The sequence below is a fragment of the Hymenobacter telluris genome, assembly GCF_017313265.1.
Lineage (GTDB): Bacteria > Bacteroidota > Bacteroidia > Cytophagales > Hymenobacteraceae > Hymenobacter > Hymenobacter telluris.
Genome location: NZ_JAFLQZ010000001.1, coordinates 125394 through 139926, shown reverse-complemented (window position 1 = coordinate 139926; position 14533 = coordinate 125394). Strand labels below are relative to the sequence as shown.

The following is a 14533-nucleotide window of genomic DNA, read 5'->3' as shown; positions in this document are numbered from 1 at the left end:
TGCTAGCGGGTATTATGCTGAAGCAGACCTTCTTTGGAGGCCAGATAGTAGCAGTCTTGGCTGATGGCGCCGAACGAGCTTTCCTCGTAGGCCAGCTCGGTGTCGGGGTCGGGCCAGAAGCTGCGGACGAGGCCCTGTTCCAGCAAGCCACGCAGCCCCTGTTTCAGAGCCACTTCCGAAAGGCCGGTTTTCTGGAGTAAATCACGAAAAGAAGTGACGAAATACAGTTCGTCGAGAATGTCGAATTCGGGGTCAGTCACGGGTAACAAGAACGGGGAGTACAGGCAAAGGTAGCGCGCACCGGCCGGATTAGCGGCCTGCCGGGCGCACGATGGCTAGTTGAGGGCAACCGCAGAAGTTTTAGTCATGCCGGAATTGCTTTCAACTTCCAGATAAGCGAGAATCTGACGGATTTCCTGATCGGAGAGGGCGAAGCTGGGCATTTGCTGCTTCTGGTACTGGTTGAATAGCTTCACAGCGTACTCGTCGCCACTGGCTACCACTTTGCTGGAGTTCTTGATCCAGGGAATCAGCCAGGAAACCGGGCGGCGCTTGTGCAAGCCAGCCAGCGCCGGCCCTACCACCACATCATTCACAGCGTGGCATTGGGCGCAGTTGCCTTTGAAAAGGGCGTCGCCAGCGGCAATAGCTACAGCTTGTTCAGGAGAAACAGGAGGTCGATTTTCTAAAGACTGGATAGTGCTATCCCCTCCGGAGCCTGCACACAATGATTGTTCAGCCAGCGCCAGTTTATCGGTGGCGGCTCGGGCCGCATCCGCATCGGCAAGAGGAGTAACCAGACCAGTGGCGGCGAAGAATATCCCGCCCATAGTAAATACCAACACCACGACCAACAGGGGAAGCATCATTTTCAGGCTGAAATTAGACATAGCACAGAGAGTAGATGGTAACTGTTCGACTTACCGGAAAAAGTAGTTGCCAAACGCCAGCATCCCTATTATTTCCACCTTTTTATTTCTTTGCTACCAGCGGGCGGCTACCGGTAGCAACTACCGCAGCTGCCGGCCCTTCCACTCGTAGCCGCCGCGCAGGCCCGCCAAGCCCACCAGCAGCGCATACGGCGCATACGCCAGTTGCAGCACCGGCACCCAGGCCAGCCAGCGCTGCCGCCGGAAAAACCGCAGTACCGGCGTCAGAAATAGCACATCGGCCCCTAGCTTAACGGTCCAGGCGGCGGCCACCCAGGGCGCCAGAGCGGGCTGTGCCAGCAGGGCCACAGTTCCACCGGCCAAGGCTACGTTGGCCGCCAGCACCAGCACAGCCAGTTGGCGGGGAGCAGCGGCTTGGTAGTGCTGCCACTTGCTGGCCCACCGCACCCGCTGCCGTAGCAGCTGCCGCACCGTGGGCTGGGCAGCGGTACGCACCGTGGCCAGCGGGGTTTGCAGGAAACGAATGCCTGCCGGAAACGCCGCGTGCAGCTTGTGCAGCAGAAACTCGTCGTCGCCGCTGGCTACTTGGGCGTTGCCGGCGTAGCCGCCTACCGCGTGGAAACTGGCCCGGCGGTAGCTGAGGTTGGCGCCGTTGCACATGGTGGGGGCTCCCAGCAGGATACCCGCCGCGCCGCTGGCCACCAGCCCAGCCAGTTCCAGCCCTTGCAGCTCGGCCAGCACGCCCTGCCCGGTAAGCAACACGGGGCCACTTACGAAATGGGCCGCCGGGTCGTGGGCTTGCTGGTGGGTGGCCAGCCAGTGGGGTTGCACGCGGCAGTCGGCATCGGTGCAAACAATCCACGGGGCTTGGGCCACGGCAATGGCGGCTTGCAAGGCGGCTTTTTTACCGGTTCGGGCGGGACCAGGCAAGTCGGCCAACCGCAATAGGCGTAGCCGGAAGGCACTGGTGCGGGCCGCGTCAGTTACTAGGGCCGCCGTATCGTCGGTGGAATGGTCGTCGATGACGATAACCTCGAAAGCGGTGGCCGGTAGGTGCTGCGCCTGCAAGTCAGCCAGCAGCAACGGCAGGTTAGTGGCTTCGTTGCGGGCGGCTATTAGTACGGAGAGCTGTGGTTGAACCTCCCGGTTGACCTCCCCCCCTGGCCCCCTCTCCTCAGGAGAGGGAGAACTAGCTTCTAATTCAATAGAGCTAGATATTAAGTCTAGTTCCCCCTCTCCTGAGGAGAGGGGGCTAGGGGGTGAGGTCCATGCCCGGCGGAATTGCAGCATCCGGAGCGCATAAGCGGCTGGCGCGGCTAGCAGCAACAGGCCGATAAGAGTGCTTTTCATGAGGCAGCGGAAGATTCGGGGGCCGGGGCCGGGCGGGCAAGAGCTGGTTGCTTTTTGCGGAAGACTTTCAGGCGCAGCACAAAACCCAGCCCGGCGGCGCTGGGCAGTGCAATGTTCAGCACCCACAAGCTCAGGCTGGCACTGAGCACCGGCAACATTGGCTCACCAAGCAAACCAAACAAATGCGTGGCCGACAACTCCCGCACTCCTACATCGGCCAGGGCATTGAGCGAGGGCACCAACGACTTCAGCAGAAACGTGCCGGCAATAGCGGCAGCCCCCGGCCCCAATGGCGCGTGGGCGCCGTAAGCGCGCAGCAACAACCCAAACTGCGCGCAAAACACCACGTACCGCAGCCCCGACAGCGCCAGTACCACGTGAATGGCGCGGGCTGGATAGGTGGGCATGACGGCCAGAAACCGGCGGAAGCGGCGCAGCGGCGGCACGGCCATGAGCACGGCCAGCAGCAGCCGGGAGCGATACAGCGGCAGCAGCACGCCGGCATTTACCAGCACCGCGGCCACCACCACGCCCAGCCCGGTGGCCGGATAATCGCGCAGGTAAAAGGTCAGCAGGAAGTACACCAGGCCCGCCGTGCCGGCCAGCACCGTAACCACCAGCTGGCCGTAGCGGCCCAGGAACACGGCGCCCAGCGCATCGAGGCGGCGGTGTTGAAGCTCGATGATGCGGCCGGCGTAGTCGCCTACGCGGTTGGGGGTGACGAAGCCCAACGTGAGGCCCACCAGCACCGCCCGGAAACTACGCCGGAACGAAACGGGTTCTAAGTGCCGAGCCAGCCGCCACCACTTCCAGGCTTCCACGCCCCAGTTGACGGGCACCAGCGCCAGGGCCAGCAGCACCGGCATGCGCCCTTCCCCGGTAAGCGTGGACGTGAGCAGCCGGCGCCAGGCTGCCGCTGTAGCCGCGTCGGCCACCACCGAATACCAGAGCAGCCCCAGCGTGAGCAGGGTTATCAGGAGCTTGCCCCCTATCACCAGCCACTTGCGGCGCGTGGTGCGTTCCGGCTTTTCAGCGTAGTTTTGTAGAAGGTGGTCGGGCAAGATGGCAGCAGCAAGAGCGGTTAGCGTCGGCAATTTACCTACACTACGCACAACCGCCGCCTTCCTATTCTCTCCCCCTATCCGTTACCGCTCATGATTCTGCCCCTCGCTCCCACCGATTTACTGCCCAAGATTATTATGGGCGTCGACCCTGGTACCAATATTATGGGCTACGCCCTGATTGAGGTGCAGGGCCAGCGCGTGAAGGTGCTGCGCTATGATGTGATTGACATGCAGAAGATGGGCTCGAACCACGCCCTGAAGCTGAAGAAGATATTCGAGCGGATGTTGGAGCTGATTGATGAATTTCTGCCCGACGAATTGGCCATTGAAGCGCCCTTCTACGGCGTGAACGTACAGAGCATGCTGAAACTGGGCCGGGCGCAGGGCATGGCCATTGCCGCCTGCCTTTCCCGCCAGATTCCGTACGTGGAGTATGCGCCTACCAAAGTAAAGCAGTCGGTGACGGGGACGGGCACGGCTACCAAGGAGCAGGTGGCCCACATGCTGCGCCAGACGCTTACGCTGCCGCCCATTGCCGAGGCGTCCAAGTTTCTGGATGCTACCGACGCCCTGGCCGTGGCTCTCTGCCACCACTACCAGAAAGGCAACAACCAAAAGGCCGGCGGCAAAAGCTGGGGCAAGTTTCTGGCTGATAATCCAGACAAAGTAGCGGGGCCGGTGGCCGGCAAAAAAAAGAAGGCCACCTCCAAATAACGCGTCAACGTTTGCGGCTGTACATGCAGATGGAGGCGCTTAAATCGGCCGCCTTTTTATTGTCCAATTAGCAAGCACAACAGTATACATCGTACCATTCGTTCTATGCAGCGGCGGCCGGTTCGTTCCACTTCCCTGAAATCTGTTGGTTACGATGCGGCTACGCTAACCTTGGAAATAGAGTGGCGCAACGGCAGCATTGTGCGCTATACAGGTGTTGCCGAACCGGTGTATCAGGCACTGCTGGCAGTGCCGGGCAAAGCTATGTTTGTAGAGCAGGTGATAGAACGGGGTGGCTACGGGCGTGAACAGGTGCGCAAGTAGCCTGCACAACACGCAGGCTTACCTCAACTGCTGCTAAGGCTTGCCGGCTCTCAGGCCAACCAGACTTCGTGCAGGAATACGTGGTTCATGGAATTGCGTCATGTTTCCCGGTATGCTGCACTTGGCCGCTCCAACATACGTTGCCGACGGTTTTTTGCGCCGTGCCTGTGGTTGAATTCAGGGCTACCTATGGGCAGCTTATGTGGTTGCCGTTGCCATTTCAAGCAGTGTGCGGGCATCCGGCTTTTGGATAGGCGGCAAATGCCGTTGGTGATGCTTGTTCTCACCTCCTTTTTGGTTAGCAGCAGATTGCACTAAGGCGGCCTTGGCGTTGGGCTTTGGGGCTGCGTACAGGCGCATGCGTGTGCTATCAGGCGGCATTGCCTGGCAGTGGCCACAGCATACCGTTAGCTATATATTATCCTCTTTGAGCCGCTTGCTGTGCGGCGAATAGCCACTTATATAGCACGATAATAATTCATCTAATAATACAAAAACATTACACATTTTCCTGTTTAATGTCAATTTAATGCTGAAAATGGGCTACTATTTATGTAACTATGGCTGAGCAAGATGGTGTGTCCCGCCCTTCAATAAGCGCCATCCGGCTACTTACTTCCCGTTTTTTTCACCTTTCCCATCACCCCGTATGCACAACTCTACTCTTACGCTTACCTCCTCCCAGGCTGGCCGAGGCCGGAGGATCACCCTGAGACTCGGCCTTAGAAACTGGCTGGTGGCCTTGCTGCTACTTACCAGCCCAATGGCAATGGCGCAGCTTTCTGGCGCTTATACCATTAATAGTGCGCAGCCTACTAGCGGTACCAACTACGCCAGCTTCACGGCCGCTGCAAATGCCTTGAATACCAGCGGTGTGAGCGGCCCGGTCACGTTTACGGTGAGCGGCGGACCTTACACTGAACAAATAACGCTAAACCAATTTGCAGGCAGCAGCGCCACCAACCGCGTTACGTTCAACGGGGGTGGCAGTATCATTCAGTTCGGGTCGGGCACCTCGGCGCAGCGGGCGGTTATTACGCTGAACGGCGCCGACTTCGTGACCCTCAGCAACCTGGCGGTGGATGCCACGGTGGGCGGCACCAGCACCGCTACCTACGGCTGGGGCGTGCAGGTGCTCAACGACGCCGACAACGTAACCATCAACAACTGCACTATTACCAGCAGCACGTCGTCCACGTCATCCACCAACTTTGTGGGGATTGTGGCCAACAACTCTGCTACCTCGCTTACCACCGGCGGCAACGCGGGCAGTAACCTCACGGTACAGAACAACACCATTCAGGGTGGTTACTACGGCATTAAGGTAGTGGGCAATGCTACTAACATCCTGGACGGCTACCTTATTCAGGGCAACACGGTGCAGAATTTCTATCTATATGGAATTGATGCTGACTATACCAGTAGCCTGCAAGTTATCGGCAATGATATCAGCCGCCCAACCCGGACTACGGTCAGCACATTTTACGGTATTTCGCTAGGGGCTGGCACCAGCGGCGCGGCCGTAGAGAAGAACCGAATTCACCGGCCTTTTGGCGGAGCATCTGCCTCTACTGCCGCCACGTACGGCATCTACCTGACCACCAGCACCGCCGCCACCGTGGCCAACAGCCCCAACTTCATTATCAATAACCTGGTGTACAACCTGGATGGCAGTGGCACAGTGTACGGCCTTTACAACGGCGCCTCGGGTTCAGCCCGCTACTACCACAACACTGTCAGCATTGACAACCAAACCACTACTGGCACCTCCACGGCGTACGGGTTTTATCACACCACCGGGCTGGCTGCCGAGTTCCGTAACAACGTGGTGCAGGTAACCCGCTCGGGCAGCGGCACCAACTTCGCCTTGTATTTCTCCTCGGCTACTGGCAACGGCATTGTGTCCAACAACAACGACCTGGTAGTAGGCGGCACCGATGCCCAGACCGGCTACTACGTTGGTACGGAGTATGCCACCCTGACCACCTGGAAAACGGCCAACAACAGTGCCTACGACCAGAACAGCGTGGACGCCGACCCGCAGTTTGTGAATGTGGCTACCGGCAACCTGCAACCCACGGCCAGCCCACTCAACAATACAGCAACCCCACTCGCCCGCGTTACGCAGGATATTACCGGGGCACCCCGTGGCACTACGCCCGATATAGGTGCCTATGAGTTTTCGCCTGTGGCCGATGATGTAGCGGTAGTCAGCATCGACTCGCCCACTGCGCCAGTGCTGGCTGGTGCCCGCCCGGTAACAGTTACGGTACTCAACAACGGCGGCTCGGTGCTGAATACGGTGCGCCTGGCTTATGTGCTGAATGGCGGTACGCCGGTGGCTCAGACGTTCACGCTGACGGGTGGCCTGGCCTCCGGCACTAGTCGCGCCCTCACCTTTACTACCCCAGCCAATCTGGTAACAGGTGCAAATACCCTGACAGTAACGGGTAGCCTGCCCAACGGCAACCCCGATACCAATGCCAGCAACAACACCCAAACGGTTACGCTCTACACGTCCTTAACCGGCATCTACACCATCAACAGCGCCCAACCAACGAGCGGCACCAACTTTGCCAGCTTCACAGATGCAGCTACGGCCTTGAACCAGAGCGGAGTAGCTGCGGCCGTGACCTTTAACGTGAGTGGTGGCCCTTATACCGAGCAGTTCAGCTTGTCGCCCATCAGCGGGGCCAGCGCCACCAACCGTGTAACCTTTAACGGCAACGGCAGCACCATCCGGTTCGGCTCAAGCAACACCAACCAACGGGCCGTAGTTACCCTGAACGGTGCTGATTATGTAACGCTCGACAGCCTCACTATCGATGCGACCAATGCCGGCTCGCCGGGTACGTATGGCTGGGGCTTGTTTATTACGAACCAGGCCGACAACAACATTGTGCGCAACTGCACCATCACCACTTCCGAGGCCTCAACCAGCAGCTTCTTCGCGGGCGTCGTGGTGAGTGGTAGTGCCACGTCGGCTACCTCGGGCGGCAACGCGGCCAACAACCTGCTGCTGGAAGGCAACACCATCAACGGCGGCTACTACGGCCTGACGCTGATGGGCACCAGCACCACCACCCGCTCCACGGGCAACATCGTGCGCAACAACACCATCGGCAACTTCTACTTCTACGGCGTGTATGCCGCCTACCAGGCCGACGCGCAGTACGTGGGCAACGACATCAGCCGGCTCACTCGTAGCGGGGTAAGTACCTTCTACGGCCTGTATGTGTACTACAACCTGGGCGCGACGGTAGTGGGCAACCGCATTCATGATCCGTTTACGGGTACTTCCGCTTCCACGTCGACCATGTACGGCCTGTACATCTACTATTCCGACGGTACGGCAGCGTCGCCTATTCTGGTGGCCAACAACTTGATTTACAACGTTAATGGCGGCAATATCACGTACGGTATCTACAACTACTACTCCGATTACGTTGATTATTACCACAACTCGGTTTCCCTGGACGACACTTCTACGGGAACGGCTATACGAGCCTACAGCCAGTACGCCGCCTCTAATATCACGCTGCGCAACAACATCTTCTCGGTAACGCGCCCTTCCAGCACGGCAGCCTACGCCGTGTACGTGTACTACACCGCCGCTGCGCCACCTACTATGACGTCGAACTACAACGACTTGTACGTGGGCACGGGCACCAATGCTTACGTGGGTTACTACGGCACCGCCACCACCGCTACCAGCGGCGGCGCGGCCACCCTCACGGCCTGGCAGGTCCTCAACAACAGCGCCTTCGACCAGAACTCGGTGTCTGTGGACCCACGTTTCCGGTCTAGCTCCGACCTGCGGCCTTCGGCGGCCAACCTCAACAACACGGGCACGCCCACCACGCTCACGCGCGTACCGCTCGACTTTGCCGGAGTTACGCGCAACAACCCACCCGACATCGGGGCTTACGAATTCTCGCCGTCGGCCAACGACGTGGAGTTACTGAGCATCGATTCGCCGGTGACGCCTGCTACGCCGGGCACCAACCCCGTAACGGTAACTATTCGCAACAACGGCACCGTTACGCTTACCTCGGTTACGTTGAGTTACGCGCTGAACGGTGGCACGCCGCAGCAGCAAGTATTCACTGCCCTGACGCTGGCGTCGGGCGCTACGCAGCAGCTTACCTTCACGCAGGGCGTAGTAGCGCCAAGTGGCCCCAATACCATTGTGGTTACGGCCAGTTTGCCCAACGGCGGCACCGATAGTGACCCTAGCAACAACACCAAAACCGCGACTTTCAACCAGCCGACGCCCAACAACGATGAGCCTTGCACGGCCATAGCACTTGGCACGGGTAGCATTACCGGGTCGAACAGCGGCTCCAGCACCAGCGTGCAGCCGGGCCTTCTGACGGCACCTAGCTGCTCACCAGCCAGCGCCCCTCGGGATGTATGGTTCACCTTCACTGCTGCCAGTGCTAGCCGGACCCTGTACTTGGCGGGCAACCCCGCCGGTATGGTGCGCGTGTTCAGCAGCCCTAGCTGCTCGGCCGGACCATTTACGCAGGTATTTTGCCAAGGCAGCAACCTTTCCAACACCAGCGTAGGCACCGTAAACATCACGGGCCTCACGTCGGGTCAGTTGTACTACGTAGCAGTATCAGGTTACGGCAGCAACGACTTCACGGGCGCTTTCACCATCAGCACTACGCCGCTCAGCACCCGCAGCAGCAGCAACAGCGCGGCGCTGTCGGTGTTTCCGAACCCCAGCGCTACCGGCCAGCTTACCCTGCGCCTCACTGAGCTGAAAGGAGCTGGCACCGTGGAGCTGGTTAACGCACTCGGCCAGCGGGTACTAGCGCAGCCGTTGGCGGCCACCGGCGAGCAGCAGCTTTCCACCCGTGGCTTGGCTACCGGCCTCTACACGCTGCGCGTGCAGGTGGCCGGTCAGGTGCTCACCCGCAAAGTGGTACTGCAATAACCGCTTCCATTCTTAGACTACCAGCCTGTTAGCTGACTTCGGTCGGCGCACCAGGGCAGGTAGCGTTTAAAGCAGTCAGGCCAGGTGGCCTGACTGCTTTTTTTCTGTCTAGCAGGTAGTACGTCGATAGGCAGTTGGCGTGTGGTTTGGTTGCCACCGCAATGGGGTACGAGCGGGCTGGGAAGAGCCGCATAAAAATCCACGGATTGGCTTGCAACTTTCCAGCAAACCTTTGGCTCTGAAGAGTAAGAGGCCAACCTCCGTTCCTTTTCCTTCCACTCTTTACTGCTTTATTATATGACCAGATTATCTACTTACCTATTCAGCTGGCTGCTGCTGTTGGGGCTGCTGGCCTGCGGCAAAAAAGAGGACCCCACCATTGCCTACTACGACGGCTACGCCCCCATCCTCATGGACCGCACGGCGCTGGAGCAGTCGGTGAGTGCGCTGCCGGCCCGGCCCATGCACGAGGCAGGCAAAATCTACCTGTGGGGGCGCTACCTCTTTGTAAATGAGCGGTTCGAGGGTATTCACATCATCGACAATCAGAACCCCGCTCAGCCGCGCCCAATAAGCTTCCTGCGCATTCCCGGCAACGTAGATTTGGCCGTGAAAGGCAACTTGCTCTACGCCGACAATGGCCCCGACCTGGTAACCATCGACATCAGCAACCCCGAAGCCGTGCAGGTGAGAGGGCGCGTACGCAACGCTTTCCGCGAGCTGCCGATGCCCGTGCGGTGGGCCAGCATCCCCACCGAGTCGCTGCCCGAAAACCGCCCGGCCAACTCGGTGGTAGTCGGCTGGAAAAAGGTGCAGATTCCGTACACCGTTAACCCCAACCCAAGCATCGACCCGCGGTGGTGGGGAGACGGCCGCGTCTTTATGGCCAACGCATCGTCTACTTCGGCTTCGCCCGGCGCGGTAGGCAAAGGCGGCTCCCTGGCCCGGTTTGCTATTCTGGGGCAAACGCTTTACACCGTGGACGAGCAGAGCCTGCGCTTATTTGATTTAAGCAACCCAGCGCAGCCTTCTTCCGGCTCGAACTTCGCCCTGCAATTCGGCGTCGAAACCATCTTTCCCAAAGGGCAATACCTGTTTTTGGGCACCCAGCGCGGCATGTACATCTTCGATGCCGCCGTACCCCAAACGCCCCGCCAGGTGGCCTACTATCAGCACACCGTAAGCTGCGACCCAGTGGTAGTGGACGACCGGTACGCCTACGTGACCCTGCGCAGCGGCCAGGCGTGCGGCGGCGGCCCCAACCAACTCCAGGTTATCGACCTGACCAATCTGAGCCAGCCGCGCCTGGCCCGCACCTACCCCATGACCGGACCGCAGGGCCTGGGCGTTGATGGCAACCATCTGTTTATCTGCGACAAAGACGGCCTGAAGGTGTTTGACACCAGCCAAGCGCCCACCCTCACCCAGCGCCAGTTCTTCCCCGTTAAGGTGTTCGACGTAATTCCGGACGGCGGCGTGCTGTTGGCCATCGGCACCGAAGGGCTTTACCAGTACAGCTACACAGGCACCACGCTTCAGCAACTGAGCTTGTTGCCGATTACGCCACAGCTCTGATGCCGGCTACTCGTGCGGGCCACCATTGCCAGTGGCTGTTGCTGCCCGCGTTGCTACTTGGTATAGCGGGCGGCGCGCAGGGGCAGAGTGCGCCGCCCACCCGAACGTTGCTGCTGAAAGCCGTGCCTCAGTATGTGGTGGTAAGTGGCTATTGGCTGGAAGCTGAGCAGAGTTGGAAGCAGCACCCGAACCAAAGTTTCGCCGTTACGGCGCAGGCCTACGCCGGCCCTGCCGGCAACCCCAATGGCAATATCCTTATTGACAACCCCTTCTCCCCCGACCAGAACCGGCAGGTGCGCGGCGCGGGCCTGCAAGTGCATCACCGCCTGTACCTGGACCCTGCCTTTTCCACTGACTATCCATCGGGCTGGTACGTGAGCTACGGGCCGCAGTTCCAGCACTTTGCCTTGTCGTATGACGGACTGGGCTGGGAGGAAGTGGAAGGACCGAATGGCGCGCCCGTATATGAGCTGCGCAACGGCCGCCACACCGAAACCATTAACCGCTACGGCGGCAGCGTGCAGCTAGGCTACCAGGCCCCACTGCCGCCCGGCCCCGTTTTTCTGGACCTGTACGTGGGGTTCGGCTGGCGCGAAAGCCAGAGCCGCGGCGACTCCTGGAAAACAAGTAGCCGCTACAGTTCCGGTTCTTCCAACTACGGCCACGAAGGATTTTACTTCCCGGCCGGTATTAAAATAGGCGTAGCGTTGCGCTAATTTAACCCTTCCACTTAGTACCGAAAGCAGCACAATGGCCATTCAATAGCGGGGATTAATTCCTCTACTGTTGAATGGCCGTTGTGCTGCTTTTTGAGTTAACAGTTGTTCTTTCTGCTGGCCGTTTACACCGCTATTTCGCCGTGCAGGTACGTGACGGCGTAGCCACCAATAAGCACCCGCTCGCCGCGCAACTCGCACCATAGCTCGCCGCCCCGCGCCGATACCTGCCGGGCCTTGAGAGTGGTTTTGCCGAGCTTTGCCGCCCAGTACGGTACGAGTGTGGTGTGCGCCGAGCCGGTTACCGGGTCTTCGGGTACGCCCACGCGGGGCCCGAAAAAGCGGGATACAAAGTCGGTTTCCGCATCGGCGGCCGGCGCCGTGACGACGATGCCGCGGTACTCTACTTGGGCCAGCTGCGCTTGGTTGGGTTGAATGGCGCGCACTTCGGCCTCATTGGCAAACAGGGCAATCAGGTCGGGGCCGGCCAGCACCTGCAAAGGCGTAGCACCCAGGCCATCCAGCAACCCATCGGGGTGGGTGGCCAGCAACTGAGGCGGGCGGCTCGGGAAATCCAGCGTGAGGCGGCCATCGGTTTCGCGCAGCACCCGTAACGGGCCGCTGGCCGACTGAAACACAATTTCGGGGCCTGTAAAACCCAGATGCTGGTACAGCACGTGCGCCGACGCCAGCGTGGCGTGGCCGCACAGCTCCACTTCCACGGCGGGCGTAAACCACCTGATTTCGTACTCGTGGCCGGTTTTGGGCACGAAGAAGGCCGTTTCGGCGAGGTTGTTTTCGGCGGCTATGGCCTGCATGGTTTCGGTGGGCAGCCACTCGGGCAGCGGGCACACGGCGGCGGGGTTGCCAGCAAAGGGCCGGTCGGAGAAGGCGTCGATTTGGTAGATGGGCAGGGTCATGGCAGAACGAGAATGGGGCGGCAAGCCGCTGATGAAACGGTGAAGCTAGAAACTAGTGGCTGTTTCTGCACCAGGCAGGGTCGCACTACCTTGCGTAACACGTTATTTTACAGCCTATAGAAATAAACTTACTACCCGACGCAACGCTACCAAGCCGGGGCCGGTCATGGGGGCAGAACGCTAGCGGATTACATCTTTATTTCTCTATCCAGGTTGCCGATGGCCCATACTCTTGATGCTGTTCTGGAAGGCTGTCGGCGGGGCCGCCCCTCGGCGCAGCGGGCCCTCTACGACCAGCTGGCGTACCGCCTGATGGGGGTGTGCTTGCGCTACTGCCCATCCAGGGCCGAAGCCGAAGACGCCTTACAGCTCACGTTTGTAAAAATATTCACCCGCCTCGACCAGTTTCGGGGGCAGGGGCCTTTCGAGGCCTGGGCGCGCCGCATTGCCGTTACCACCTCGCTCAACCTCTGGCACCAGCACCAATTGCGCGGCCCCCAAGTGGAACCCGACGAAGCCGCCGAGCTGCACCACCCCGACGGCACGCCGTTCGACCAGCTTTCCGCCGACGACTTGGTTGCTTTGATTAATACGTTGCCGCCGGGTTACCGGGCCGTGCTCAACCTCTACGCCATAGCATTGATCAGCTACTCACCTATTGTTATACGCAAAGCGCGGCCAATACTGGCGGCGCTTTGTTGTTTACGGCTACTGTTGAATACCGCCAATTACCACATCCCGCACCGGGTTTTCGCCTAGCCAGTAGGGTATTTCCTGGTAGTCGGCCACGTCGAGCACCAGCAGGTCGGCGCGCTTACCGGGCTCCAGGCTGCCTACTTCCGCTTGCAGGTCCAAGGCCCAGGCGGCGTTGAGCGTAACGGCGGCCAGCGCCTCTTTCGGAGTCAGGCCCATTTTCAGGCAGGCCATAGACAGCGCCAGCCAGAGGTTTTTGCTGGGACACGAGCCGGGGTTGAAATCAGTGCTGACGGCCACTGGCACGCCGGCCTCAAGAAGCTGCCGGCCGGGCGCGTACACCTCCTGCCGCAGAAACAAGGGCACCAGCGGCAGCAGTACCGCTACAGTGCGGCCGTTGGCGGCTACCTGGGCGGCATCGGCTGGGTTAAGGTAGTCGCAATGGTCGATGCTGATGGCGCCCAGCTCGGCGGCCATGCGGCAGCCGCCCAAATCGTGCAGCTGCTCGGCGTGGATTTTCAGCTTGAAGCCCAGCTCTTTCGCTTGAGCTAAGTAGTGGCGCGACTGTTCCACGCTGAACGCCCCTTCCTCACAGAAAATATCCACGAACGGCACCTCAGCGGGGCTAAGCTGCGGCAATACCTCCGTAACCAGCATGTGCAGATACTCGGCCGGGCGGCCCTTGTACTCGGGGCCGGGCACGTGAGCCCCGAGGCAGGTAGGCACCACGCGCACAGGCTGCCGCCGGCTGGCTTCCCGGGCAATTCGTACTAGCCGTAACTCGGTTTCCGCATCCAGGCCGTAGCCGCTTTTGGCCTCTACCGTAGTTACGCCGTAGCGCTGGAAACCGGCTAAGTGGTGCAGCGCGTTGGCAAGCAACGTTTCATCGGGGGCGGCGCGGGTGGCGCGCACGGTGCTTTGGATACCACCACCCGACGCCAGAATGTCGAGGTAAGATTCGCCTTGAAGCTTGCGCTGAAACTCGTGGGCCCGGTTGCCGCCGAATACCAGGTGCGTATGGCACTCCACCAAGCCCGGCATCACCACCCGCCCCGCCGCTTCCAGCACCTGCGTTTCAGTGGTTACCTGGGTTTCGTCTAGCTCTGCCATTGGCCCCACGGCCACGATTCGGTCGTTTTCACAGGCTACGTAGGCATCCGCAAGAATCGGCCAGTCTTGCATGTGCGGGCCGGTAAGCGGCCGGTGGGTAGGGCCACCAGCCAACGTAAGCAGCTGGCCACAGTTACGAACGAGAAGCGTGTAGGGCATAAGTTGATAGGCGAAGCGGTTAAAACGGTAGGTGCAAGTGGTGGCGCAATATCGGCGGATGGCGGCAACTCCGCCG

The 14533-nt window shown here is 60.1% G+C and carries 12 protein-coding genes; 6 read left to right on the top strand and 6 right to left on the bottom strand.

All coding sequences use genetic code 11. From position 1 onward, the window contains the following. Window positions 1-2 precede the first annotated feature (2 nt). The 4 genes from J0X19_RS00570 to J0X19_RS00555 all read right to left on the bottom strand — a co-directional run bounded on the left by J0X19_RS00570 (window position 3) and on the right by J0X19_RS00555 (window position 3301). A complete protein-coding gene (locus J0X19_RS00570) occupies window positions 3-260 on the bottom strand; it encodes a hypothetical protein (protein WP_206979936.1) in 258 nt (85 codons plus the stop codon). A gap of 75 nt (window positions 261-335) precedes the next feature. Beyond that, window positions 336-890 carry a c-type cytochrome gene (locus J0X19_RS00565; RefSeq protein ID WP_242581771.1) on the bottom strand — a complete coding sequence of 185 codons (555 nt, stop codon included), beginning with the start codon at window positions 888-890 and terminating at the stop codon, window positions 336-338. A gap of 120 nt (window positions 891-1010) precedes the next feature. Continuing rightward, window positions 1011-2240: a glycosyltransferase gene (locus tag J0X19_RS00560; RefSeq protein WP_206979935.1), complete on the bottom strand. Its 1230-nt coding sequence runs from the start codon at window positions 2238-2240 to the stop codon at window positions 1011-1013. Further along, window positions 2237-3301 carry a lysylphosphatidylglycerol synthase transmembrane domain-containing protein gene (locus tag J0X19_RS00555; protein WP_206979934.1) on the bottom strand — a complete coding sequence of 355 codons (1065 nt, stop codon included), beginning with the start codon at window positions 3299-3301 and terminating at the stop codon, window positions 2237-2239. The genes J0X19_RS00560 and J0X19_RS00555 overlap by 4 nt, the downstream gene beginning before the upstream one ends. A gap of 93 nt (window positions 3302-3394) precedes the next feature. On the opposite strand from J0X19_RS00555, the gene ruvC reads away from it, so the two are divergent. The 5 genes from ruvC (at window position 3395) to J0X19_RS00530 (ending at window position 11575) form a co-directional block, all read left to right on the top strand. Beyond that, window positions 3395-4018, top strand: a complete 624-nt coding sequence (ruvC, locus tag J0X19_RS00550) for a crossover junction endodeoxyribonuclease RuvC (protein ID WP_206979933.1) — start codon at window positions 3395-3397, stop codon at window positions 4016-4018. A 105-nt stretch (window positions 4019-4123) separates the two neighbouring features. Continuing rightward, window positions 4124-4342: a KTSC domain-containing protein gene (locus J0X19_RS00545; RefSeq protein ID WP_206979932.1), complete on the top strand. Its 219-nt coding sequence runs from the start codon at window positions 4124-4126 to the stop codon at window positions 4340-4342. A 769-nt stretch (window positions 4343-5111) separates the two neighbouring features. Further along, a complete protein-coding gene (locus tag J0X19_RS00540) occupies window positions 5112-9284 on the top strand; it encodes a beta strand repeat-containing protein (protein WP_206979931.1) in 4173 nt (1390 codons plus the stop codon). A 297-nt stretch (window positions 9285-9581) separates the two neighbouring features. Further along, a complete protein-coding gene (locus J0X19_RS00535; protein WP_206979930.1) occupies window positions 9582-10859 on the top strand; it encodes an LVIVD repeat-containing protein in 1278 nt (425 codons plus the stop codon). Further along, window positions 10859-11575 carry a hypothetical protein gene (locus tag J0X19_RS00530; protein WP_206979929.1) on the top strand — a complete coding sequence of 239 codons (717 nt, stop codon included), beginning with the start codon at window positions 10859-10861 and terminating at the stop codon, window positions 11573-11575. Before J0X19_RS00535 ends, J0X19_RS00530 begins: the two co-directional genes overlap by 1 nt. Window positions 11576-11700: 125 nt before the next feature. On the opposite strand, the gene J0X19_RS00525 is transcribed toward J0X19_RS00530, so the two are convergent. Then, window positions 11701-12495, bottom strand: a complete 795-nt coding sequence (locus J0X19_RS00525; protein WP_206979928.1) for a PhzF family phenazine biosynthesis protein — start codon at window positions 12493-12495, stop codon at window positions 11701-11703. A gap of 219 nt (window positions 12496-12714) precedes the next feature. Between J0X19_RS00525 and J0X19_RS00520 the strand changes: the two genes are divergently transcribed. Then, window positions 12715-13254: an RNA polymerase sigma factor gene (locus J0X19_RS00520; protein ID WP_206979927.1), complete on the top strand. Its 540-nt coding sequence runs from the start codon at window positions 12715-12717 to the stop codon at window positions 13252-13254. On the opposite strand, the gene hutI is transcribed toward J0X19_RS00520, so the two are convergent. Then, window positions 13204-14457 carry an imidazolonepropionase gene (gene hutI / locus J0X19_RS00515; RefSeq protein ID WP_206979926.1) on the bottom strand — a complete coding sequence of 418 codons (1254 nt, stop codon included), beginning with the start codon at window positions 14455-14457 and terminating at the stop codon, window positions 13204-13206. The two genes, J0X19_RS00520 and hutI, sit on opposite strands and share 51 nt — an antisense overlap. Window positions 14458-14533 lie beyond the last annotated feature (76 nt).